Source organism: Thaumasiovibrio subtropicus, assembly GCF_019703835.1.
GTDB lineage: Bacteria > Pseudomonadota > Gammaproteobacteria > Enterobacterales > Vibrionaceae > Thaumasiovibrio > Thaumasiovibrio subtropicus.
Genome location: NZ_AP023055.1, coordinates 1,119,912 through 1,141,415 on the forward strand (window position 1 = coordinate 1,119,912; position 21,504 = coordinate 1,141,415).

General features: G+C 44.9%; 23 protein-coding genes and 1 pseudogene. 13 read left to right on the forward strand and 11 right to left on the reverse strand.

What is annotated here, in order from left to right:
* The first annotated feature begins 8 nt into the window (after positions 1-8).
* Genes TSUB_RS21505 through TSUB_RS21535 form a run of 7 tightly spaced genes read left to right on the forward strand, consistent with a single transcriptional unit; the run spans position 9 to position 6,646 of the window.
* Positions 9-863: a hypothetical protein gene (locus tag TSUB_RS21505; RefSeq protein ID WP_087022395.1), complete on the forward strand. Its 855-nt coding sequence runs from the start codon at positions 9-11 to the stop codon at positions 861-863.
* On the forward strand, positions 863-1,771 hold the full coding sequence (locus tag TSUB_RS21510; protein ID WP_087022392.1) for a hypothetical protein: 909 nt from the start codon (positions 863-865) through the stop codon (positions 1,769-1,771). Before TSUB_RS21505 ends, TSUB_RS21510 begins: the two co-directional genes overlap by 1 nt.
* A complete protein-coding gene (locus TSUB_RS21515) occupies positions 1,768-3,402 on the forward strand; it encodes a hypothetical protein (RefSeq protein WP_087022389.1) in 1,635 nt (544 codons plus the stop codon). The genes TSUB_RS21510 and TSUB_RS21515 overlap by 4 nt, the downstream gene beginning before the upstream one ends.
* Positions 3,392-4,135, forward strand: a complete 744-nt coding sequence (locus tag TSUB_RS21520) for a phage BR0599 family protein (protein ID WP_087022386.1) — start codon at positions 3,392-3,394, stop codon at positions 4,133-4,135. The genes TSUB_RS21515 and TSUB_RS21520 overlap by 11 nt, the downstream gene beginning before the upstream one ends.
* Before the next feature lie 9 nt (positions 4,136-4,144).
* Entirely contained in the window at positions 4,145-4,357 is a 213-nt protein-coding gene (locus TSUB_RS21525) for a hypothetical protein (RefSeq protein WP_087022383.1), read from the forward strand.
* Positions 4,338-4,544, forward strand: coding sequence for a hypothetical protein (locus tag TSUB_RS21530; RefSeq protein ID WP_192867852.1), 207 nt, complete (start codon positions 4,338-4,340; stop codon positions 4,542-4,544). Before TSUB_RS21525 ends, TSUB_RS21530 begins: the two co-directional genes overlap by 20 nt.
* A complete protein-coding gene (locus TSUB_RS21535; protein ID WP_087022380.1) occupies positions 4,517-6,646 on the forward strand; it encodes a phage tail protein in 2,130 nt (709 codons plus the stop codon). Before TSUB_RS21530 ends, TSUB_RS21535 begins: the two co-directional genes overlap by 28 nt.
* Positions 6,647-6,896: 250 nt before the next feature.
* Here TSUB_RS21535 and TSUB_RS21540 read toward each other — a convergent pair whose 3' ends face one another.
* Positions 6,897-7,331, reverse strand: coding sequence for a GNAT family N-acetyltransferase (locus tag TSUB_RS21540; RefSeq protein ID WP_087022377.1), 435 nt, complete (start codon positions 7,329-7,331; stop codon positions 6,897-6,899).
* Positions 7,332-7,415: 84 nt separating this feature from the next.
* On the opposite strand from TSUB_RS21540, the gene TSUB_RS21545 reads away from it, so the two are divergent.
* The 4 genes from TSUB_RS21545 to TSUB_RS21560 all read left to right on the forward strand — a co-directional run bounded on the left by TSUB_RS21545 (position 7,416) and on the right by TSUB_RS21560 (position 12,456).
* On the forward strand, positions 7,416-7,589 hold the full coding sequence (locus tag TSUB_RS21545) for a hypothetical protein (protein WP_159064926.1): 174 nt from the start codon (positions 7,416-7,418) through the stop codon (positions 7,587-7,589).
* 189 nt (positions 7,590-7,778) lie between these two features.
* Positions 7,779-8,681: a chemotaxis protein gene (locus TSUB_RS21550; RefSeq protein WP_087022374.1), complete on the forward strand. Its 903-nt coding sequence runs from the start codon at positions 7,779-7,781 to the stop codon at positions 8,679-8,681.
* Positions 8,682-8,803: 122 nt separating this feature from the next.
* Entirely contained in the window at positions 8,804-9,898 is a 1,095-nt protein-coding gene (locus tag TSUB_RS21555; RefSeq protein WP_087022371.1) for a substrate-binding domain-containing protein, read from the forward strand.
* Positions 9,899-9,900: 2 nt separating this feature from the next.
* On the forward strand, positions 9,901-12,456 hold the full coding sequence (locus tag TSUB_RS21560; protein ID WP_087022368.1) for a LuxQ periplasmic sensor domain-containing protein: 2,556 nt from the start codon (positions 9,901-9,903) through the stop codon (positions 12,454-12,456).
* Between the two features lie 64 nt (positions 12,457-12,520).
* On the opposite strand, the pseudogene TSUB_RS21565 reads toward TSUB_RS21560, so the two are convergent.
* The 4 genes and pseudogenes from TSUB_RS21565 to TSUB_RS21580 all read right to left on the reverse strand — a co-directional run bounded on the left by TSUB_RS21565 (position 12,521) and on the right by TSUB_RS21580 (position 14,684).
* A pseudogene (locus TSUB_RS21565) lies at positions 12,521-13,554 on the reverse strand (IS630 family transposase).
* A gap of 66 nt (positions 13,555-13,620) precedes the next feature.
* Positions 13,621-13,881, reverse strand: coding sequence for a hypothetical protein (locus TSUB_RS21570; RefSeq protein ID WP_087018083.1), 261 nt, complete (start codon positions 13,879-13,881; stop codon positions 13,621-13,623).
* Positions 13,882-13,968: 87 nt separating this feature from the next.
* Positions 13,969-14,184 carry a DUF3820 family protein gene (locus TSUB_RS21575; RefSeq protein ID WP_087018081.1) on the reverse strand — a complete coding sequence of 72 codons (216 nt, stop codon included), beginning with the start codon at positions 14,182-14,184 and terminating at the stop codon, positions 13,969-13,971.
* The gene (locus TSUB_RS21580) at positions 14,184-14,684 is read right to left on the reverse strand and encodes a GNAT family N-acetyltransferase (protein WP_087018079.1); all 501 of its coding nucleotides are present in this window, start codon (positions 14,682-14,684) and stop codon (positions 14,184-14,186) included. Before TSUB_RS21580 ends, TSUB_RS21575 begins: the two co-directional genes overlap by 1 nt.
* 609 nt (positions 14,685-15,293) lie before the next feature.
* On the opposite strand from TSUB_RS21580, the gene rlmF reads away from it, so the two are divergent.
* A complete protein-coding gene (rlmF, locus tag TSUB_RS21585; RefSeq protein WP_087018077.1) occupies positions 15,294-16,259 on the forward strand; it encodes a 23S rRNA (adenine(1618)-N(6))-methyltransferase RlmF in 966 nt (321 codons plus the stop codon).
* Positions 16,260-16,424: 165 nt separating this feature from the next.
* Positions 16,425-16,619 carry a hypothetical protein gene (locus tag TSUB_RS21590; RefSeq protein ID WP_087018075.1) on the forward strand — a complete coding sequence of 65 codons (195 nt, stop codon included), beginning with the start codon at positions 16,425-16,427 and terminating at the stop codon, positions 16,617-16,619.
* Positions 16,620-16,782: 163 nt separating this feature from the next.
* Here TSUB_RS21590 and TSUB_RS21595 read toward each other — a convergent pair whose 3' ends face one another.
* The 6 genes from TSUB_RS21595 to TSUB_RS21620 all read right to left on the reverse strand — a co-directional run bounded on the left by TSUB_RS21595 (position 16,783) and on the right by TSUB_RS21620 (position 21,400).
* On the reverse strand, positions 16,783-17,061 hold the full coding sequence (locus tag TSUB_RS21595) for a hypothetical protein (protein WP_087018073.1): 279 nt from the start codon (positions 17,059-17,061) through the stop codon (positions 16,783-16,785).
* Between the two features lie 184 nt (positions 17,062-17,245).
* Positions 17,246-18,319 (reverse strand): molybdenum ABC transporter ATP-binding protein, encoded by a 1,074-nt coding sequence (gene modC, locus TSUB_RS21600; protein ID WP_159064828.1) that lies wholly within the window; start codon positions 18,317-18,319, stop codon positions 17,246-17,248.
* Positions 18,316-18,999, reverse strand: a complete 684-nt coding sequence (gene modB / locus TSUB_RS21605; RefSeq protein ID WP_087018085.1) for a molybdate ABC transporter permease subunit — start codon at positions 18,997-18,999, stop codon at positions 18,316-18,318. The genes modC and modB overlap by 4 nt, the downstream gene beginning before the upstream one ends.
* Positions 18,999-19,694: a molybdate ABC transporter substrate-binding protein gene (gene modA / locus TSUB_RS21610; protein ID WP_087018070.1), complete on the reverse strand. Its 696-nt coding sequence runs from the start codon at positions 19,692-19,694 to the stop codon at positions 18,999-19,001. Before modA ends, modB begins: the two co-directional genes overlap by 1 nt.
* 256 nt (positions 19,695-19,950) lie before the next feature.
* Positions 19,951-20,562 carry a DNA-J related domain-containing protein gene (locus TSUB_RS21615; protein ID WP_087018068.1) on the reverse strand — a complete coding sequence of 204 codons (612 nt, stop codon included), beginning with the start codon at positions 20,560-20,562 and terminating at the stop codon, positions 19,951-19,953.
* Between the two features lie 211 nt (positions 20,563-20,773).
* A complete protein-coding gene (locus TSUB_RS21620) occupies positions 20,774-21,400 on the reverse strand; it encodes a hypothetical protein (protein ID WP_087018066.1) in 627 nt (208 codons plus the stop codon).
* Positions 21,401-21,504: the final 104 nt, after the last annotated feature.

Consider the following 21,504-nt stretch of genomic DNA (forward strand, 5'->3'; position numbering starts at 1 on the left):
AGAAGGGCATGGCGTGGGAAATGGGTGTAGCTCAAGGATATCGAGATTTATTGGTCAAGGTTCATGATTTGGCTGTTGCAAATGGGTGGACTGTTGAGCGATGGATCCAAGAACCAGAGGGTGATGATGAACTTATATTGTCGACCAACGGTGGGAGTGAGCAAGAGTTTTTTACTGTAGGGCTCAAAACAGATTATTCAGTCACACACGAGCGCTATAACCTAAAAGTGATGAGCTCACTTCAGTACAGCTTCGGTGATTCTTTTGAGACACAGCCTCAGCAGACAGAGTTGTTTTATTTTTATCTCTGGCAGCACGATATGCCTTATCTCATTTCTTTAGATAAAGACCATATCAAAATTGCCTGCCAAGTCTCCGTTACAACACACTGTACTTACTTAGGTAATATCAGAAGTTATGCATCTCTAGGGCATTGGCCCAGGCGAAATGGGTGCTGGGGAGAGGGGACGAGCGCAAATGCAAATTGGGCAAGCCAGGGGGATAGTTACTCGAACTTTCTTAAATTGAGCAACTATGCAGGCCAGATTATGTGGATTGATAATCACTACTTTCGACCAGCGCTGGTTCATCCATCTATGTATACCTACGGTTTGCTCCATTCAGACAATGGCAATAACGCTAAGCGTCATTGGATGATTCCTTTGTCATTAGTCGATGGAAGTTTGACAAGTGATGGGGGCCGAGGAATGTTGGGCGAGTTTATTGGCTGCTTTTTCATTTCAGGGGCCAATACATCAACGTGGTCGATCATCACCTCCTTTGATGGCGAGAGGCAATTTTTAGCTATTCAAAATATCTATCGAACGAGTAATGTTGATTTTATGGCATGGGAGCTCAAGTAGTGGCTATTTTACGAGCGTCAATTCAAAGCTGCAATGAAATTCCTGAACTGGCGAAACAGCTAATCTTGGAAAATCCAAATAGTGGTTGGGTGTTTCAGCACAATTATGATGTAGATGGTCGATTTGTTGTCGAGAGCACCACTGAGCGACTTGCTTTAGGGTTCAACTTCTCCACAGATTGGCCAGAGCAACCTCAACTATATGTAGGTACTGCATATCTCTCTCCTACTTGGCCCCCGAACTTGGATAGCATGTATGAATCCATTATGGACCGTCCAAACCCCGTCAGTTATCCAGCAGTTTGCTATGTCTTAATGGCTCCAAGTCACTTTCATATTATTCTGCATAGTGTAGAAAGTGCCGACCTGTGCTTAATCGCAGGCGGGGGTGTTTGTGCTGATGCGCATCCTGACATGTCTGGACATGCGATTTGGGCCAGTGCTCAGTCTCGCTCAACATACAATGAACAAGCGTACTATCTAAGTGACACACCAGCTAATCAGGGAAGGACGCGAACAACAATGATTCGTGATTCTGACGGGCATTGGAGTTGGTATGGATCATCCAAAGGTTCAACACGTTCACCAATTAGTGTTGGTAACCTGTCTTGGTGCAATACTTACGATTATCGCTTTTTCCAGAGAAATCACGGCGTTCTGCGTCAATCTGCTACTTCAGTTTTTTTACCTGTGCTCATCAGCCAAAGTGGGTGGGCAGATGTTGGAGGGTTTGCCCCTAGATTTGATATTACACCAATACGTTTGACATCTAGGGAGTTTTTAGGAGTAGCATCGATTGTTGTTTATCAAGGTACACCTTGGGTTGTTTTTCCATTTCGGACATTTATGCATGGTCAAGGTGTTGATCCAGCTATTGCGATAGTCCTTGAACCAGGTGACAAACTATGACTGCTTTGAGTGGTTGGGTGTTTGACAACCTATTCGTGTTTGAGGCTTATCCTTCTCCACCACTTCCCGTTCCAACACCTGTTTATGTTCCTGAGCCAACGGTAACAGGCTATGTAGAGTCTCGTTACTTTAGAGTCGAGACGGTAAGCGTTGAGTCAATCCCAACAAAGAGTTTTTGGGATCGAGACTTTAAGAACTCTCTATTTCTAAGCCCTAGCCTCATCGATCTTGGTTTTTTGGCTGGCGAGTCAGAGCATGCGGTTGAGTTGTGGAGTACCTTTGAAAAGCCGCTGTCGCTTTCACGACTCGTCGGATTGAATACCAGTGGCTTGATGCTAAGTGGCCCTGAAGAAGAGGCCGTTCTTCCTGCGTTTGGGGGGCATTTTGATTATGTACTGAGGGTGAGCAATGCAGTCGATGTCAAAATCGATGCGCATTGGTATTGGGAGTTTGATGCGGCAAGCACTGAGCTCTCGGTGCTTGGTACAAAGTTGGTGCCTTGGCCCTATCGCCCTGTTTATCCCGTTGAAGAGCAGTGGCAGTGGAAAACGGCGGTGATTGAAACCCGAACTCAAGAGCAGCGATTAGCCAATGCTGAAAGTCCACTCCAAAGCCTCACCTATCACTACCGTCATTTAACTGCAAAAGCGGTCGACAATGATGCGCGTTTCGCTGTTCAAGGTCGCTATCCTTTTGCGGTTCCGCTGTGGTTAGAAGGCATTAATAATGTCAGCGTTGCAGAAGGTAAGTTTGAAATTGTAGCGGATATTGGCGAGCGTCCATTTGGTGAGATTGCCATGCTGTATCACGGCCCTTATGACTTTGAGATGGTCGATATTTCCGATGTTCATCCAGATAGGCTTGTACTCAAAAGACCAACACTTTATCACCATGACAATGCGGTACTGCTGCCGATTCGCTTTTGTCTGTCTGAACAAGGGCTGCAATCGACCCGGCGCGGGAGAGCCGCTGAGCAACACATCACATTTTCTCACACTGCCCCTTTGATCCCCCCTACCAATGATTGGCCCCTGATGTATCTAGGGCGACCCGTACTTTTTAATCGCGGGCGCGCTGAGGGCATCGCTGATGATGTGGCGTTTAATTGGAAAAGTAAGACAACGAGTACGGGTAACGCCGTGCATGTGCTCAATCAAGACTTTTCTCGACACCGCACAGAATGTGAGCTTTTGGAAAGAGACAGAGCGCATTTGCAAGGCTGTTTATCGCCCCTTAAAGGGCAGTTAAACACCCTTTGGTGGGTGAGCTTTCATCAGGAAATTCAGATAGCGGATAAGTGCAGTCGCGGACGTATTGTCGTCAGTCGACGCGGCTTCAATGACTACTTCCCTTCGGGTGTTCACCTCTATTTAGCCTGGCGTTCGGGGCGTCAGTTAACGAAAGCCATCCCTGCGGGATTCGATGAGCACGGTAATGAGGTGTTGGAAATCGAGGGCGATCTGAGTGAAGCGGTGCTTCCGGATGACCTAATAGGTGGGCATCTGATGCGCTTAATGCGCCCTGCAGAAGATGAGTGGCAGTTTCAACATAACGCGAAGACATCTGCAATTCGCTTGCCTTTGGTTGAAGTCCCCAATAATGAAATCAGGGAGTTAGAGCATGGTGGTTGAGCTATATCGGGTACAAATTGGCAATGAAGAGTGGTTGTTTACCTCTGCGCAAGCGGATGTTGTCTATCAAGGGCGGCGATGGGCAACGCAGCCAATCGAGCGTTCTGGCAATATCGAGCAATCAGATGACCCTTTGAAAGTGGAAACCAGTTTTGATGTGGCTGCAGGCAGTGAGCTTGCGGATATTGCATTAAATCCGCCACTTAACATTGCCCCGAAGCTGACTATTTTACGCTCCGAGGGACTTGGCTATGAGACCGTGTTTACGGGCCGAATCATGGCAGGTGTATGGAATGAGGGCTGGGTGAAAGTAGAAGTCGCGCCAGTGCAAACCGAGCTGCAAGTGACAGGCTTGGTCGAAGTGGTTTCGCCGCAATGCCGTTATACACCAGGAAGCAGAAAATGTGGCTTGACGTTGCAAGGGACAAACGTGTCAGTGAAACAGTGTAAGGGAGCGCTGGTGACATTTAATGAATCGCTGCCGCTGCATTATCAATTTGGCTATTTACGCCAGGGCCAAAATCATTATTTCATCGACCAACAAACGGCTAAGAATCAAGTTTCTCTATTGCACCCAGCCTTAATTGCTGTGGGTTCAACGCTGCAGATAGTTCAGGGATGCGATCGCACGCTGCAGTGTTGCGCCGAGCGCTTTAATAATGCGGCCAACTTTGGTGGAGCCGCTAATTTGCCGACTAAAAACCCCTATGTGGGTGATCCGATTGATAGATAAGGAGTTGAAATGATTTGGGTAGCGTTTGTCTTTGCGGCGATCTCTCTCTATGTCAGCTATCGCGCGATGAACCAAGATGTTGCCGCCCCTGATGCGCAAGAGCCAAAAGCGCCTGTCATCGAGGAAGGAAAGGCGATTGGCGTGGTGTTTGGGCGAGCCAAAATCAGCAGTGGGACGGTTTACTGGTGGGGAGATGTGCGTAGTGTTGAAATCCGCAAATAGGGTCTATCCCTCTGATTTAGCACCCGCGGGATATTGCTGCAGCGGTGGCCGTACTTTCTTTGCTGGGCATGGGTTGAGTTGGGCTGATTTTGTCAAAGAAGGGATTGCGATTTCGGAACTTGAAGAGATTAACGATCCAATTGTTGAGGATGTGATTGCGTGGGTAAGAAAAAATCGCAAGTCGTAGGCCATCGCTGGTATTGGGGACAGCATTTGGTGCTTTGCCATGGCCCTGTGGATGCCATTATAAAAATCTGGTTTGGTGAGAAGGTCGGCTGGTCGGGCTATGCCTTTGAAAACGACGAGATTCATATCGATAAGCCGACACTGTTCGGAGACCGAGACCAATATGGTGGTGTTGTCGGTAATATTGATGTCTTGTTAGGGCATGCCGATCAAGATACCAATACCTATCTTTATCAGCATTGCGCGAAAACGGCAGGCGGTAAGAAGGTGGTGAGTGCCTTTCGGTATCTCACCTCGTTAGTGTTTAAGACCCCAGAAATGGGGAATTCCAGTTACCCTCCGCCTGTTTCGGTAGAAGTTGCTCGCATTAAGACGGGTTGGGACGGAAATCCCATTTGGTATGCTGAGCGTGCAAATCCAGGTACAGGGCTCAACGCAGCTCACGTTCTTCATGAACTTGTTGAGTGCCCCGAATGGGGTGTGGGCAATAGCGACATCGATGATGCAGCGTTTAAAGTGGCAGCAGATAAGCTATTCAATGAACGATTTGGGCTCAATGCCCACTGGACGCGTCAGCAACCTGTCGAGGACTTTATCAAAGATATCTGTCGCTATATCAATGGCTATGTCTATACCAATGAAAGTTCAGGCAAAATCACGCTCAAGCTCGCCCGTGATGATTATGTGATTGATGATTTAGAGGTGTTAACCAGCGATCAGATTCGGACATGTCGAAACGTGCGAAGACGAAGCCAAGCTGACATTATCAACACCCTGACCGTCACCTATACCGATTCTGCAACACACGAAAAAGCAGCGATTACTGTGATGAACTCAGCAATGGTTAATGCGGTGGGCAGAACGGTGGGTGAGACGGTGAAGTTTCCTATGATTATGGATTCAACACTGGCGTATAAAGTGGCGATGCGAGAGCTCAAAATGCTCTCTTCACGCTTGCTGACGGCTGAGATTTATTGCGATACGCGCTTTACTCACTTGCAACCTGGTGATGTGGTGAAAGTAGAATACCCGCCCGCAGGGTTAAACCATGTTATGCGTGTGCAGAAGAAGCGGCGCGGTACGATGGCAAAACCTGAGATTAAGCTTGATGTGATGGAGGATGTCTTTTCCCCGACAAGCGGTGAGTATACGCCACCACCACCGAGCGATTGGGATAGTCCTCTAAATCCGCCTATGGCTATCGCGACTCAGCGTTTAATGGAAGCGCCTTATTGGTTACTTGCTAATACCTTTAACGCTTCTGAGTTAGCTGGATTTGGCGATGATAGTGGTATGTTACTTTGGCTCGCGGCGAAACCAACAAGCGATACGTTAGGTGCAGAGCTTTACTTTGATAACACCAACCGTTGGACATATAGCCACCGTGCAAACTTCACCCCAGCATCCTTTACCACCGAGGCTATCGACAAACACGCCATTCAGGTGACACTCACCGACAACGCCCTGACCCAAGCAGACCTCCCGATGGTTTGCGCGATAAACGATGAGCTAGTGGTAGTATCAAAAGTCGAAAACGGCATCGCGTCATTAACCCGCGCCGTCCTCGATACCCATCCCCAACACCACCCTGCCATGAGCTGGCTAACTTCTTTATCAAGTGAAGCCATCGATAACGAATTCATTCAGGGCGAACAAGTCAAAGTCCGCGCCTTAACCGTCACTCCTATAGGGATACTCCCCGACCCTCAAGCCACCATCATCACCACCGACATCCAAGCCCGAGCCTTTAAACCCTTACCCGTATGCAACGTCCGTTTAAACGGCGCTTACGACCCAGAAGAAACCACCCTGCCTATAACACTTTCATGGTTACACCGTAACAGATTATCGCAAGTCGGCCAGCCAGAGCAATTAACTAGCTGGTACCAAGGCGGTAACCCGGAACCCGGTGTAGAAACAAGACTAGAAATATATGATCAAGACAAGAACAAAATTGTCGATTTAATCACCAACAAAAGTGAAATATTAATTCCCAACTTCGAAACAAACCCAACAAAAATTGAGATTATACTGACTTCTTTGAGAAATGAGACAGAATCTCAAGTTAAGTATCGTCACAGCGTAATTATAAAACCGCAATAGAAACCGGATAAGTTGAGAAAAAATATTTCTCAACTTATCCGAACTTATTTCTCAACTTAAGTGACGCGCTACACGAAAAAAAAGCGCTGGATTAGTCCAACATGTCACACTTTTGAGTAATTTGACGGTAATACTAATTCACGTCGCGAAATATGCGATATCTACTTGACACACTTCCGAGCTCAGGCTGCTTGTAGCCTTCGAGCATTTGTCCACAGCTTTATACACGGCTTTTGTGGATAAGCAGAAACTAACCAAGTATTCGTTCCATGACAATATAGTCTACGTCTTTCTTTTTAAAAGGTTTACCACGCGGTTTCATGTCCAGTTTCTCGTAAAACGAACAGGCCGATAAGCGAGCATCACACCAAAAATGTGCAACTTGTTTCGCCTTTAGAAAACCCAATACACTGTGGATAAGCGCCGAACCAACCCCGTTCCCTTGATAAGATGGTAAGGTCGCAAACTTCCTTAATCGAGCACTTGATTGCGCTTTGCATATAAAAACAGATGCTACCGAGATCAACTTGCCATCAATATAGGCACCGAAGTGATGCCCAAGCGCATCCTCTTCCAGAATAACTGATGACTTATTGTGGGATGGCCAAAGTACTTTGTGACGTATTTCCACAGTTTCTTCAGGTGTAATTTGACTTATGTGCAGCCGAGCCAAATAATCGTCCATAGTCGTAATCTCAAATCACAGGAGGTAATAACAAACTGTCTATTAGGCGATGAATTTAACTGTATTTCAAGAGAGGTGTTTGTTATGCAAGTCCATTTCTTTGTGCCTAGATTAAGCCAAGAAACAGAGTACACATACGAAGATGGTGCCATTTATTGGCTATGCGGCCACGAAGTAAAGCGTCGTAAAGTCTCATTGGCTAACCTGAACCGGAAGATCGATTGCGGCGAATGGGTCGTCAAATCGATTAAAGAATAGTCCGGTGTTTTCTGGCCCAGTTATCTTAACTGGGCAGAACCTCTCCAAGGTTGTAAACGAATTGTAACCATTCTCGAAAAAGACACATTTGTTTACGTCTAAGTGTGGTAAAGCATGCCATTCGATGCCATGATCGAGCTATCGGTTCAATGATGCGCTTCGTTATGTGCGAATAAGGCTCTCTTCACTATGCTCAAAAATGCCACTAATGCATCTCAAGGTATGCTACTTTTTTCTGTCTCATCCTTACAAAAGTTTGCCATGGGGACCCTCAAGATAAAGGAGATCGTACCTTATCGCCATCTAACCCAAATCCCCCACTCGCACCCTAATATTATCGGTGCAGCAAACATGCGTGGCGTTACCATTCCGGTAATCGACATGGCAAAAGCCATTGGCTATCGCGCTATTTCAGAACAAGAGCGTGAAAACTGCTCAATTATCATCACCGACTGCCGCAATTTACAAGTCGGATTTCTCGTTCGTAGCATTGATAAAATCGTCAGCTTTGACTGGAAGCAAATCGAGTCTCCCCCTAACAGCCTCGGTGAGAATGTCTTTGTGACTGGCGTGATGAATGTCGGTGATAACCTCGTACAACTGCTAGACGTTGAGCTCATTCTTTCGACCATCTACCCAGACTCGCACGATGCTTTACACCCAGTATTGACAGATTTGCAACGCGAAACACTCCGCCCACTCAAGATCCTTCTCGTGGACGACTCTGCAGTCGCACGGAGACAATTAACGGAAGCCCTAGAAAGTATTAGCATTCCCTACTTTGTTGCTTCGAATGGACAAGATGCGCTTAACATTATGCGTCATGCTGCCAAAGGGGGAGCACCCGTGCAAATTCTTGTTAGCGATATTGAAATGCCAGGGCTTGACGGGTACGAGCTGGCGTTTGAAGTTCAGAATAGCCCTGAGCTTAACCGCACCTACGTTATCCTTCATACGTCACTCTCAAGCCACATTAGCGTCTCTCAGGCAAAGCAAGTTGGGGCGCATGAAGCACTGACCAAGTTTAATGCTGACGAGTTAATTCACGCAATGCTGCGTGGGGCAGAAGCTGTCTCAACCGTTGATGCATAATTGATACTTTCGTGAACAAGTAAATAGACTTTTTCGACTGCCAATCCCAACAAGTTTGGCAGTTGTCGTCTATAGTAAAAAGGAATTTTCACTCTCTTGTTTGGCGACTTAGGTAACTTCCAATGAAAAGACTTAGAGCCCTTTTTTTATCGGCGATATTTCTCCCTTTTTCTGTATTGGCTACGTCATCGATGCAAGGCTATTGGGCGTATCAAGAATACTTAAATGCTCACCCGGAACAAAAAGCATTGACCGAACAATTGAGTCAGCTGGTGAGACAGTTACCACAACACGTTTCTGAACCAATCAATGAACCTATTTTGATCTCTATTGTTTACCCCGGAGAACAAATATCAGACTACTGGCGTCGTAATATCACGGCATTTGAAAAGCGCCTTAATGAAATTGGCGTGCCTTACGAGATTGACAGCGTATTTTCTCGCCCGAATGTGGATATGCGAGCTCAAAGTCAACACTTGCTCAAAGCGATGCAGAAAAAGCCTGACTTTCTCGTTTTCACACTTGATACAACCCGTCACAGTAAGTTCATTGAACACGTATTACAGCATCCAGAAACCAAACTGATTTTACAAAACATCACGACGCCAGTAAGAGCTTGGGACAATAATCAGCCGTTCCTTTACGTCGGCTTTGACCATCAAACGGGCAGTGTCGCGCTAGCTGATTACTACCAAAGCCAGTTCCCTGACAACGCCAACTACAGTATGCTCTACTTCTCTCAAGGCTATATCAGTGCAGCGCGTGGTGATACGTTTATCGATGCAATGATACCGACAGACAAGTACGCATTAAACGCCTCCTTCTACACCAAGGCTAACCGCGAAACAGGCTACGCTGCCACGTTAGAAATTTTGAAAGAAAGCAAAGATTTAGACTTCATTTATGCCTGTGCAACCGACATCGCCCTAGGCGCTATTGACGCGCTTAACGAGACAGACCGAACAGATGTCATGGTCAATGGCTGGGGAGGCGGCAGTGCTGAACTTGAGGCAATTCAAGCGGGTATTATGGATGTGACCGTCATGAGAATGAACGATGATACTGGTATCGCTATGGCGGAAGCGATTAAACTTCACATGGAGAATCGTGATGTCCCCGTGGTCTATTCAGGCGATTTTGAAATCGTAACGAAGGAACATACACCAGAACAAATAGAGTCCCTTAAACAGCGGGCATTCCGTTATTCAGATTTATAATAATGACAGAAAAAAGCTTTAAAAAACCTCAATCATTAGCCAACTTAATTGTTCGACTCTTTTTTGTTGGCTATAGCTTTCTTACGCTTGCAATTATTACGCAGAGCTACCATTTCAGTGTTAACAGCATCAATAGTGAAATATCGAGAAATCTAGATCAGACATCGCGTTTATTGCAGAACATCATAGATTACAAGCTTGCTGCCTTAAAAAGTAGTCAGGAAGCAAATGTTAATAGTCAAGAGTTGCAAAATCACCTTATCAATAAAGACTTAACTGCAATCGATGATTTATTTTTCGCACTGGAAGAAAATGACGCCGCAAATTCACCAGACTTTCGCTTCATTAGCAATGGAGAAGAATTGATTTGGCATGATGGTGCGAGCTTTTTTCATGGCATTGACGATAACTTAATAAAAGAACTTATTTTAGAGCAAAATAACAATCGTGAGTGGCACTATGTCCAGAAAAACAGTCTTCTTAACACTGTCGATCTGTTGATTCGACAGACACCAGTTGTCAATCGCGAGACGGGAAAAGTCATTGGTTACTTGTCGATCGCCATCGTACTCAACAACAACCTCTCTCTCATCGATGAGTTTCGTCGCGCCTCTAACGTTGAATCGGTCTTTCTCGTTAACGGCGCAAATATTGTTGCCACCAATTTAAGCATCGATACTGCAGAGTATGCTTATGTTAAAGAAATGCTCACGACAACCAAGAGCAAGTCGCTCGATAACAACTACTTAGTCAATGTTTCTGCCTTTAATGTTAACGAGACTGAATCCTACATCCAGTTCCTGACACTCGAAAAAAACGATAACATTGAGCTATTGCGTGACAAGTTTATCTGGAGTGTGGTTGCCTCTCTGTTTGCAGCGATCCTGCTTCTTCTGCTGACTCGTCGTCATATAAAAAGCCGCATTGTTGACTCATTGAACACGCTTATGTCCTATACCCGCTCCGCTACGGAACGCAGGGAGTTCAAAGCCTTTGGCGGAACGCCGATTTCAGAGTTCAACCAAATTGGCGCAACACTGCAAGCCACACTTTCAACACTCATTGAGAAAGAACGCTCATTAGATGATTTGTTTAAGATCGCACTTTCTCCGACCATCGTTTGGGACGCTGATTGCTCTATCAAACGCATTAACCCAGCGGCCAAAAGCCAATTTAACTATCAGGAGCATTCGTCCACGCAATCTGCTGAGTTCGAGCTATTTAGCACCGCCATGCGCCCCTTGCTTGAAAGTGCTTTAACGGGGGAAACAATTCGTGGCGCACATACCCAATATGGGGAAACGGTTTATAACTGGAACTTAGCACCACTTATTATCGACTCGCAAGTCATTGCAATCATTGGCCAAGCTCAGGATATCACTGCTTTGATTGAGGCTGAGCGCCAGAGTCGACGCGCTCAACTCGCTGCAGAAGCGTCCGCGAATGCCAAATCAGATTTCTTAGCTAAAATGAGCCATGAAATCCGAACACCACTCAATGGTATCTTGGGGATTGCTCAAATACTGAAAGGTTCTCTCAAAAATACCCAGCATTTAGATAAGGTCGAGACGCTGTATCAAAGCGGTGAGCACCTGTTGACCGTATTGAATGATATTCTCGATTTCTCTCGTATCGAGCAAGGGAAGTTCACCCTTGAGTTCAACAACATGGCGTTAAAAGAGATCACCAAGCCGATTATTGATGTCTATCAACCGCTTTGTGATGAAAAGGATATTCTGTTTCATATCGATTGCAAGGTTGAGGCAAACACCGTTTTCTATTCCGACAAATCTCGCATCATTCAAATTCTGTTCAACTTGTTAAGTAATGCGGTGAAGTTTACCCATCAAGGTGAAATCAGCTTTTCAGTCTGGAAAGAAAACAAACTTTGCTATTTCAATGTTCGTGATACTGGCATTGGCATCGATGAAGACACCCTGCCAAAACTGTTTGAACCTTTCACGCAAGCAGAGCCTTCAACGACGCGTAAATACGGAGGCAGTGGACTTGGGCTTTCGATTGTAAAAAGTTTAGTTGAGTTACTTGAAGGGGAACTTAAGATAGAGAGCCAATTCGGCATTGGCACTTCTATCACCTTTTCACTGCCCATGAAAGAAGTCGCGCAGAGTATTCCGATTGAACGCGCTATAGAAACAGTCAAGCCTGTTGCTGTGCCACATAACATCAACGTATTGCTGGTTGAAGACAACAAAACCAATGCTTTCGTCGCCAAGGTGTTTTGTAAAAAATTTGGCATCAGTGTCGATTGGGTTGAAAATGGCGAGGAAGCGCTCAATATGCTGTCAGATAAAGCCTTTGACTTAATTCTAATGGATAATCATATGCCAGTGATGGGGGGGATTGAAACCACTCGACGTATCCGTGAAGAATTGAATATAACTACCCCGATTTATGCCTGTACTGCCGATGCCTTTGAAGAAGCGCACAATGACTTTATGGCGGCGGGCGCTAACTATGTCATCGTAAAACCCATTCGAGAACAAAATTTCGTTGCTGCACTTGACCACTTCAAACAGCTTAAAATTTCCAACACCTAAATAAAAAAAGGCGCAAAGCGCCTTTTTTTATTTAGGGATCATTCAGTTATACCAATCTGGAAAATTAACTGGTCAGTTTAATCCAGTCTCTGGTGCACATTTTGGTCACTCTATCTGCACGCTTCAAGAATCGATTCCATGCAGTGCATACTTTCGACACAATATCTTCGTAGTCGGTAAAACTCTGATTGGCAAGATAGTGTTGTCTGAGCCAACTCCACACTTGTTCTATCGGGTTTAGCTCTGGTGAATATGGCGGGAGCTTGATGATACTGACATTACTGAACTGTTCTGCAATGTCATTTGTATGCCAGCCAGCACCATCCATAATGATCACTGCGTGACGACCTTTTTCGGTCACCGCGGAGATCTGCTTAAGGTGCTCAACCATAATGTCCTTGTTAACCCAAGGAACGACCAGCGCCTCGCCAATACCTCTAGCGGGACATACTGAGCCAAACAAATACGCATATTCAAACTGCTGCTGTTTAACTGCTCTTGGTCTTGATCCACGTTTAGCCCAAAGTCGAGTTGTCGTGTTTTGCTGACCAAATCTTGCTTCATCTTGAAACCAGACATCGACGTTATCAAGCCCCATGTGACCGGGGATCTTAAGGATCGTTTCAATTTTGAATTTTTTTAAAATCGTCTTGGATTTGCTGGGATTGACGAGGGTGCTTGGAGCGTGATGTTATCCAAGAGAAGCCCATGTGACTAAGCAAATAGTAGATAGAGTCTGGGTGGTAGTGTTTACCAAACTCTTTCACGATATAAGCATGAATATCAGTACCTGTTAACCTCCCCAGATGAATCTTCGGCACGCGCCTTTATAAACAGGCTTAGCTGTTCACGTTGCTGAGTATTGAGGAATGCTGGGCGACCCGTTCTTGGTTTCTCTTGCAGCCCTTCAAGCCCTTCTTCAAGGAATGTTTGTACCCACTTATTCACACTCGTTCTGCTTACCTTAAGGAACTTAGCAATTTGGGTTCGAGAGTGACCATCTTTAAAGTGTGCCAATGCGAGCAATCGCATCTTCATCTGAATAGATTTTTGTTGGCTAGCAAGCTTTTTGAAATCAATGGTATCGAGGCTGTCCATAGCGTCTTTTTTCACGAAGAAGTAACAGCCTCAATTAGATCATATTTTTACTTAGATTGGTATTATTCAAAGTGGCTGGGCTAACTCTTCGATAATCAACGAGGCCACGTCATCAAAGATCGCATGTGTCATCGCGCTTGCTTGTTGTTCAGAGAGCTCCACCTCTATCCAACCATCGGCACCGAGGTGCCATAACTCAGTATAGTGAATAGACGACACTTGCACGCCATCAACTTGCGCAACGCCCTCTGCGCGAAATATGCCTTGTGATGATTCAATCCGCGATAATACGAACTCTCTTTCTTGAAACACTGGCTGCCCCATCATTGATAATCGTCCTTAACCTTCCATGAACTACATCGCAAAATATAGTGCATATTTTTCAAAGCCGCTAGATGGATGCGATGAACGGTACTATCTATCAACCAATGGTCTCAATACATGATCAGCGCCCTGACGTTTCAACTCAAGCATCAATGCCATCTGTTCGCCAAGTTTATTTTGGGGGAATCCTTTGCGTTCAAACCACAAAAAGTACTCTTCAGGCACGTCTACCAGATAGCGGCCACTGTATTTGCCAAATGGCATCTTCGCTTTTGCCAGCGCTAGCAACCCTTCATTAGAAAGCACTACGAAAACCTCAACGTACGTTCATAAATCGCCACACTGTGAAAACGATCGAACTTGAAACCGACATCCGTAAACTTGCCGACCTGACTAAACGCATATTTTTTGTGTAACGCGACAGAAGCCGCATTGGGTAAAGTAATCACCGAGTAGGCCTTCTTAAAGCCATCTTTCTGCATCGTTTTAATCAGATGATTCATCAGTTCACTACCCGTGCCGACACCTTTGTACTCAGGCGATAAGTATAAAGTAAGCTCCGCCGAGAGTCGGTAAGCCGCTTTTTCACGGAATTGATTGAAGTAAGCGAAACCAACGATTTGAGATTCAACTTCGTACACAAAGAGTTTATAGGGCGAATCATCTCGATTGAATGTTGCCATCCACTCAAGACGCTCGGCCAACGACCATGGCGCGAGATCGAAAGTGATTGCGGTGTTATTGACATAGTGATTGTAAATATCGTTTATCGCTGACGCGTCGTCCTTTGTCGCTGCTCGAATCATCGCTTCTCTCCTGCTAACACACTCATGCAATGATGAAACGATATCATGCTATGACGTTTTTTTCGCGATACCCTCGCGGATATAGGTACTAGTTGCGCTTTATTTAATCAGATTAACGTATTCAAAACACATCAAAAACACCTTCACACAGACCTACCCCACCAACCCATTAGAATTGGATAATAAGCCAAAACACACCAAGTCCGGAAAAAACGGCTAGTAATGTTGCCAAGAGATACTGCATAAAAGATTTCACTGACTTTCCTTCTACTCTCTCGCTAATCATAGATATCCCCTTATCAGAAAATACTTAACATCGACGCTCTACCCGACCTATGAACGGTCCTTTTCTGCGGGTTTAACGAGCACTTTATTTATACCCCATTGCAAATGAATCAATGCTGACTAGTGACTATACTCATGTCACCTTCAGATGTTTGTTCAGCGAGAATTTCTAGGTTTGCCATCGTGGCATTGTTTTGAGGTTCTTGTCGACTAAATCAAAAAACAGTAACAAAGGTGGCGAACCGAGAAAATCACTCAGAATAAACACCTGCCGCCAATTTGCGTATATAATCCGTGCCCTAACGCAGCGGATGGCATTGAACAGTGAAACCAAGTAAAAACAACGTAAGACTACATCATAGAAACAAGCACAAAAATGGTTATAATTTTGAGTTACTCACCAAAGTAAACCCAAACCTAAAGCCTTGGTTAACTCGCTCACCTGCAGGTAGAACAACGATTCCGTTCTCTGAGCCGGATGCTGTTCTTGAACTAAATCGTGCACTGCTGGCCGCCGACTATGGTGTTGCCCATTGGGATATCCCTGCGGGAAACCTCTGTCCTCCGATCCCTGGTCGCGCAGAATATATCCACTATCTCGCCGATCTCTTGAAAGAAAGTAACGCTGGGAAAGTACCAAACGCTAAGTACATCTGTGGGTTAGATGTCGGTGTTGGTGCTAACTGTATCTACCCCATTTTAGGTAGCGCTGAGTACGGATGGCATTTCTGGGGTTCAGACATTCAAATGGCGTCGATTAAGTCCGCCAAACAGATCGTTAATGGCAATCCGAATTTAAAGAAGAAAATTTCTCTCTACCATCAGAAAGACAAAAACGCCTATTTTAAAGGGGTCATCAGCAAAGATAGCTATTTCACCTTTACCATGTGCAATCCTCCCTTCCATCGCTCAGCACAGGAAGCAACACAAGGCTCGCAACGTAAAAACAAAAATTTACAAAACAACAAGTACAAACGCGGCCAACAACCGACCAGCAGCAACCCTAAATCACTCAACTTTGGTGGCAACGCTGCAGAGCTATGGTGTAAAGGCGGTGAACAAGGTTTCATCCTGAATATGGTGGCAGAAAGTCAAACCTACGCAGAGCAGGTGCTTTGGTTCACTAGCTTGGTCTCAAAATCTGAAAACCTGCGTCCTATTAAAAAGGCATTAGAAAAAACGAAGGTTGCAGATAGCCGCGTCATAGAGATGCGTCACGGTAACAAAGTCAGTCGATTCATTGCTTGGACTTATCACCCCGTTGATACGCATACTGATTGGTTTCGTTAACAATTTAAGTGCATTGAAACGCAGGTAATTAACCAAATTTTAGCTTTAACCAGATCACAAAACACTCTCCTAAGCCACTAAAAATCATGAGTTTCTGATCTTGGTGGCAAACTTTTTTTAGCATCTTTAATAAGCTTACTTTTAGTGGGTAATTAAGGAGGATACATGGACTTTGAGGTGTTAATCAAAGAGAAGTACGGTTTTTCTGTGTTTGAAAAGAGAATTGTACACCCTGACGGCAAGAGAGGCCGCTCAACGTATGAAATTAGGGATAGACAAAACCAAGTCGTTGCTTGCTTTGAACATATCAGCCTAGTGTTTAGGCACTTAGAGGATGAGTTAGCGGATACTGTCGTATAAGTGCGTAGAGAAACACCAATACATTCCTTAAAACTAAGAAAGTATTGGTGTTCTACTCAATAAAGCCAATAAAATTCATCACTTAAAAGGAAAATAACACTGTTTAGTATGACAGCGTGATATTTCTATATGAATATAACTTTATTGATATGCAATATTTAACTTATAGATCGCGCGGGTCGATACCATCTTTCGCTAGCATCTCGCTGATTTCAGCTATACGTTGCTGACGCGAATCTTCTTTAAACTCATTTAATACAGCAATAAGATTATTCACTTTTTCCAAAGGCATACGTTTAATAACCGCTTTCTGGCGCCCTGGTACTTCATCAGCAAAATCGAGTAATACCGAGCGATAATCTGTACGTGTTTCGGTTTTGCCGGTGTTAACTTGATTTAAAGCCGCAGCAAGGGCTTTTTCAGCTTTCTCAAAATCATTCATTGATCGTAAAACCCAACTGGGTGTTCCACATTAAATAAAAGTAATACACCAAAGTGGTGCAGACGCTTCAACACCGTCTAAAGGTGTCTTTAAGGATGTTGAAGAGGATGAAACGCTATCTTGGAAAGAAACAGCTATAAGCGAATAGTAATACCACTTTTTCAAGTTGTCTAGTATTTAGCGCTTATTTAGTACTCGAAACTGGGGTCACTCGCACACCTTTAATCATTGCGTAACAAAAATCACCAATATTCAGCTTTAGTTCATCCAATGCCCAATCTGTTATATTTGCCAGCAAGCGTTGCTCCGCAACAGACAGAACGATGGTAATTAAATTAGGATGAGAGTTTTTATCAATTTCAACAATTTGCGCTTTTAAGCAATTACGTACACTTGATGCCACTTTGTGAATTGATAGGGAAACATCACTCGCTGCAACATTTAGCATGATAGCCGAACCCAAAGGCAACGTCTGGCCGTTAATCCATACTCGCTCATTACCTCCCAAAGAGAGGGCTGTCATATTGTAATCTGTATGATAATGCGTCACTTCCGCTTGCAAAATGGCACTAAGCACGCCTTCTGCAAGAAATGGCCTGACAGCCTGGGCTGACCATGTCTTACTCGCTTCCCCACTCGCCACAATGCGCCCACTGTCGATAACCACAAGGTGTGACGCTAGCTGAAAAATCTCATTCACCTGATGAGTGACGATTAAAACGGGTAAATTAACCGTCTCTACCAACTGCTTTAAATATGTGATCAGTTCACTTTGCCTAGGTGCATCTAGCCCATTCATGGGTTCGTCAAGCAATAACAATGTCGGATTCGTCATTAATGCACGAGCGATAGCAACACGCTTCTTTTCTCCACCAGACAATCTGTTCGGTCGCTTGGCCAATAACTTATCCAAGCCGAGTAACTCCACCAACTGTGCAAACCGTTGTGTACTGTTACCACCGTAACAAATGTTGTCTTTGACACTGAGATGAGGAAACAAGCGATCATCTTGAAAAACATAACCTATGTTTCGTTTCGCTAGATCAACGGACAGACCAGATTCTGTGTCAAAAAAAAGGCGTTCCCCAACCTTCAAAAAGCCTTTATTGGGTGTATCTATGCCTGCGATCAAGTTAATTAACGTGGTTTTTCCTGCCCCAGAGGGGCCAAAAATCGCTGTTACGCCTTCTGGCGGCAGTAAAGCCTTAAAGTAAAAGAGTTGTCCGGCACGTTCAAAGTCAATCTCGAATTCAATCACTTCACTCTCCGTAACTGCCAACGCTGACAATATTCAGAAGCCCCAACAGCAATACATGCAAGTAAGACAGAGAGAACACATAAGCGTGTTGCCTGCCACTCACCTCCCGGCATCTCTAACTGTTGATAGATGGCCAAAGGAATGGTCTGCGTTTGTCCGGGTATATTGGCGACAAAGGTGATCGTCGCACCAAACTCACCGAGTGCGCGTGAAAAACCCAAGAGGAAAGCCGAAATCATCGCAGGGATACATAGTGGAAAAGTGATGGTACAAAAGACTCGTAACCGGGAGGCGCCAAGCGATCGCGCGGCTATCTCTAGTTTTGGGTCAACATATTCAAAACCGGTCCGCAGTGCTCGCACCATTAAAGGTAATGATACAATTGCAGAGGCAACAGCGGCCCCTTTCCAATTAAATGCGACGCTAACATCAAACCACCTCTGCAGTAGCTGTCCCATGAAACCAGAGGGCCCCAGAGTGATCAAAAGCACATAGCCTATGACAACCGGGGGAACAACGAGAGGCAGGTGCACCACTGTACTAAGCAACGCTTTACCCGTAAAAGTTTTTCGAGCCAATAGCCACCCCAACCAGAGTGTGATGGGAAAAAGACCAACAATGGCAACCAGAGAGACTTTGATACTCAACCAAAGTGCAGCTTGTTCAAATGGGGTAAGCATTAAGGTAATTCAAATCCATAGTCCATTAATACCATCTTGCTTTCTTCTCTCATTAGAAAATGCGCAAGCTCATTCCCTTTCTCAGTGAAAGAAACAATGTGATATTCGATCGCTTGATGCAAGCTAGCATCGATTTGGAGCACCACATTGACATTGTCGGAATGCTTTGCGTCCGTGCTATAAACAACACCATAAGGCGTGGCCCCTGTTTCAACGTAACGTAATGCCTGCCTAACATGCCTTGCTGGCACCCATTCTGATACCGGCGAAAGTTCAAGCGAGCGCCTGACTTGGTCAGTATACAGGCCCGCTGGCACATGGCTAGGATCCGCGACAGCGACCAAACCATGAGAGCCTCCCAGCATCTCCTTGAGGGTTAGCTCGTCATTCTCTACCTTATTCCCCTTAATAACCACCAGCTTGTTGGTAAGAAACCTCTCAACCTTTAATGCGGAGGTATGCTCAGTAACATAAGTTGTCCAACTGGGGTGAGCGGAAATATAGAGATCAGCAGGTGCGCCTTGGACAATTTGCCGAGCGAGTGAAGAGGATGGACCCGGCACCAGCGTCACCGCATAGTCAGCCGAATTAAACAATTTGCCAATTGGTTCACTCAATGAGGACGCTAAATAAATCTGGGCTGAATAGGCAAATGGCTGATAAAAAAACACTAACAGTAGCCATTTCTTCAGCATGAGTCACTCCTTCGGCGCACATTAATAACGAGAGGCTAAAAGTGTATAGCTTTTTGATTTAGTCGACTAGAACTTCAAAGCAATGTCTCAATGACAAATCTAGAAATTCTCGCTGAACAAGCATCTTGAGGGGGCTTGAGCAAGTAGCCACAAGCGAATCTGGAAAACGGTAGATGGGTGAAAACACGCCATAGCTAACACCTTCCGACGAGAAAAGATGCCGTCGTTAAGTCCAGTCAATGGTCGAATTCACCATTTAACACGCCCTAAGAATCTGCCAAGCCTCGCAGACTTCTCTAAACTTCTCAGCATTACCTTCTTGACGGTCCGGATGCCATTTTAATGCTAACTTGCGCCATGTACGTCTAATTTCCATGTCAGATGCGTCCATAGGAAGGCCAAAGACGACAAGCGCTTCATCGCGATCTAGGTCAACAACATGCCCCCTGTTTTCATTGACATGCTGCTGATAGCGTTTCCAAAACGAATCCATCAACACCTTGATATCCTGATGACTCGCGTCGTAATTTTGCCAGTCAAGATAGTATTCACGTAAAGGATCTTGATAGTTGATTTGATGCCCCCCTCCCGTCGCCCACATCAAGCAAATATCCATTGCTTCGGCTTGTAGCCACTGTTTGGGTAGCAACATTTCCTGCAACTGGAACAGCGCATTCATCATGAGGAAATTGCGTTTGAAAAGGTCTAAATAGCTGTCATCATCAAGGGAGGTTATCATGTCTTGCTTACCAAGCGCTTCAGCAAGGGTATGTACTTTCCATCCTGAAGGTTGCTCTTCTAAGATGCTGAGTATTGGCCAAATCAACGGATTTTCAAACTCAGATTCACGTTGTTCCTTCACCTGCATAGCCTAGCCTCGTATTCAACACCTCTTATATATATAAGCCAAGCCCCCACAAATCAAAAGGTGTCCGATTGGATTATTTCATTCAGAAACAAAAATGAGACATTGACCCATAAAAGCGGCCAATATGGAAGATTATCTAGGCTTGCACAAAGGAAGCGCAATATTGTTGCTTACGGTCGGACAGGAATGAAACGCAAGAATACCAGCGATGTTACTCGCTACTCATATCAACGAGATAGCTACGTGTTGAAAGTTCGATATCGATTTCCTCAAGCAGCTCATACGCTAACTCCCCTAGCTTCTTACTGGCAGGGTTTAAATAGTCCGCTTGAAAAACCAGGTCTAACTGAATGCCTTCGCGAGTGAGCTGGCTAAAGCAACGAATAATCAGTGGATTGACATAACGCGTGATACCTTCTTCAACCAATATCTTGCCAATCCCACGTTCTCTACAAGCAGAAAGCACGGCGATAAGATTTAAATCTATCGAGCAATACCAGCGACCTTTCATTCGCCAAAAGCTCAGGGATAGTTTCATTAAGCCATTGCATTGCTCAGACTGGGTAATCGTGACATCGACATCTAGGGTGTAAGAGCGGTTACCAACAACATCTTCCGTTAGCCAATAATCGTCCAGTGTAAACAAAGTCTCAGCGTGCGCCTGACTGGCGAGATCTTTATTTAGGTTGGCGACAAACTCTTGTTTGCAGACATCAGACAAGTTGTTGACTTGAATAGATAAATCACTAGACGTCTCGATTCCCCATGACGTACACGTGTTTTGCAATAGCGTCTCTTTAATCAATTGAAATTCGACGTCGTTGATGTCTGTTGCCATAAATAAAGCCCTGAATAAAAACGAAATCAGTGTACATAAAATCCAGAAGCAACAAGAGATTTCCACTGAGAGTACCGTCACAAGTTTTTATCGAATCTTTACTC

Coding starts and splice junctions, on each gene's coding strand:
- TSUB_RS21550 (WP_087022374.1), top strand. CDS start 7,779: ATGCTCAAAAATGCCACTAATGCATCTCAAGGTATGCTACTTTTTTCT.
- TSUB_RS21555 (WP_087022371.1), top strand. CDS start 8,804: ATGAAAAGACTTAGAGCCCTTTTTTTATCGGCGATATTTCTCCCTTTT.
- TSUB_RS21515 (WP_087022389.1), top strand. CDS start 1,768: ATGACTGCTTTGAGTGGTTGGGTGTTTGACAACCTATTCGTGTTTGAG.
- TSUB_RS21615 (WP_087018068.1), bottom strand. CDS start 20,562: ATGCAGGTGAAGGAACAACGTGAATCTGAGTTTGAAAATCCGTTGATT.
- TSUB_RS21505 (WP_087022395.1), top strand. CDS start 9: ATGGCGTGGGAAATGGGTGTAGCTCAAGGATATCGAGATTTATTGGTC.
- TSUB_RS21540 (WP_087022377.1), bottom strand. CDS start 7,331: ATGGACGATTATTTGGCTCGGCTGCACATAAGTCAAATTACACCTGAA.
- TSUB_RS21620 (WP_087018066.1), bottom strand. CDS start 21,400: ATGGCAACAGACATCAACGACGTCGAATTTCAATTGATTAAAGAGACG.
- TSUB_RS21590 (WP_087018075.1), top strand. CDS start 16,425: ATGGACTTTGAGGTGTTAATCAAAGAGAAGTACGGTTTTTCTGTGTTT.
- TSUB_RS21525 (WP_087022383.1), top strand. CDS start 4,145: ATGATTTGGGTAGCGTTTGTCTTTGCGGCGATCTCTCTCTATGTCAGC.
- TSUB_RS21545 (WP_159064926.1), top strand. CDS start 7,416: ATGCAAGTCCATTTCTTTGTGCCTAGATTAAGCCAAGAAACAGAGTAC.
- TSUB_RS21570 (WP_087018083.1), bottom strand. CDS start 13,881: ATGATGGGGCAGCCAGTGTTTCAAGAAAGAGAGTTCGTATTATCGCGG.
- modA (WP_087018070.1), bottom strand. CDS start 19,694: ATGCTGAAGAAATGGCTACTGTTAGTGTTTTTTTATCAGCCATTTGCC.
- TSUB_RS21560 (WP_087022368.1), top strand. CDS start 9,901: ATGACAGAAAAAAGCTTTAAAAAACCTCAATCATTAGCCAACTTAATT.
- TSUB_RS21580 (WP_087018079.1), bottom strand. CDS start 14,684: ATGATTCGAGCAGCGACAAAGGACGACGCGTCAGCGATAAACGATATT.
- modB (WP_087018085.1), bottom strand. CDS start 18,999: ATGCTTACCCCATTTGAACAAGCTGCACTTTGGTTGAGTATCAAAGTC.
- TSUB_RS21520 (WP_087022386.1), top strand. CDS start 3,392: ATGGTGGTTGAGCTATATCGGGTACAAATTGGCAATGAAGAGTGGTTG.
- TSUB_RS21595 (WP_087018073.1), bottom strand. CDS start 17,061: ATGAATGATTTTGAGAAAGCTGAAAAAGCCCTTGCTGCGGCTTTAAAT.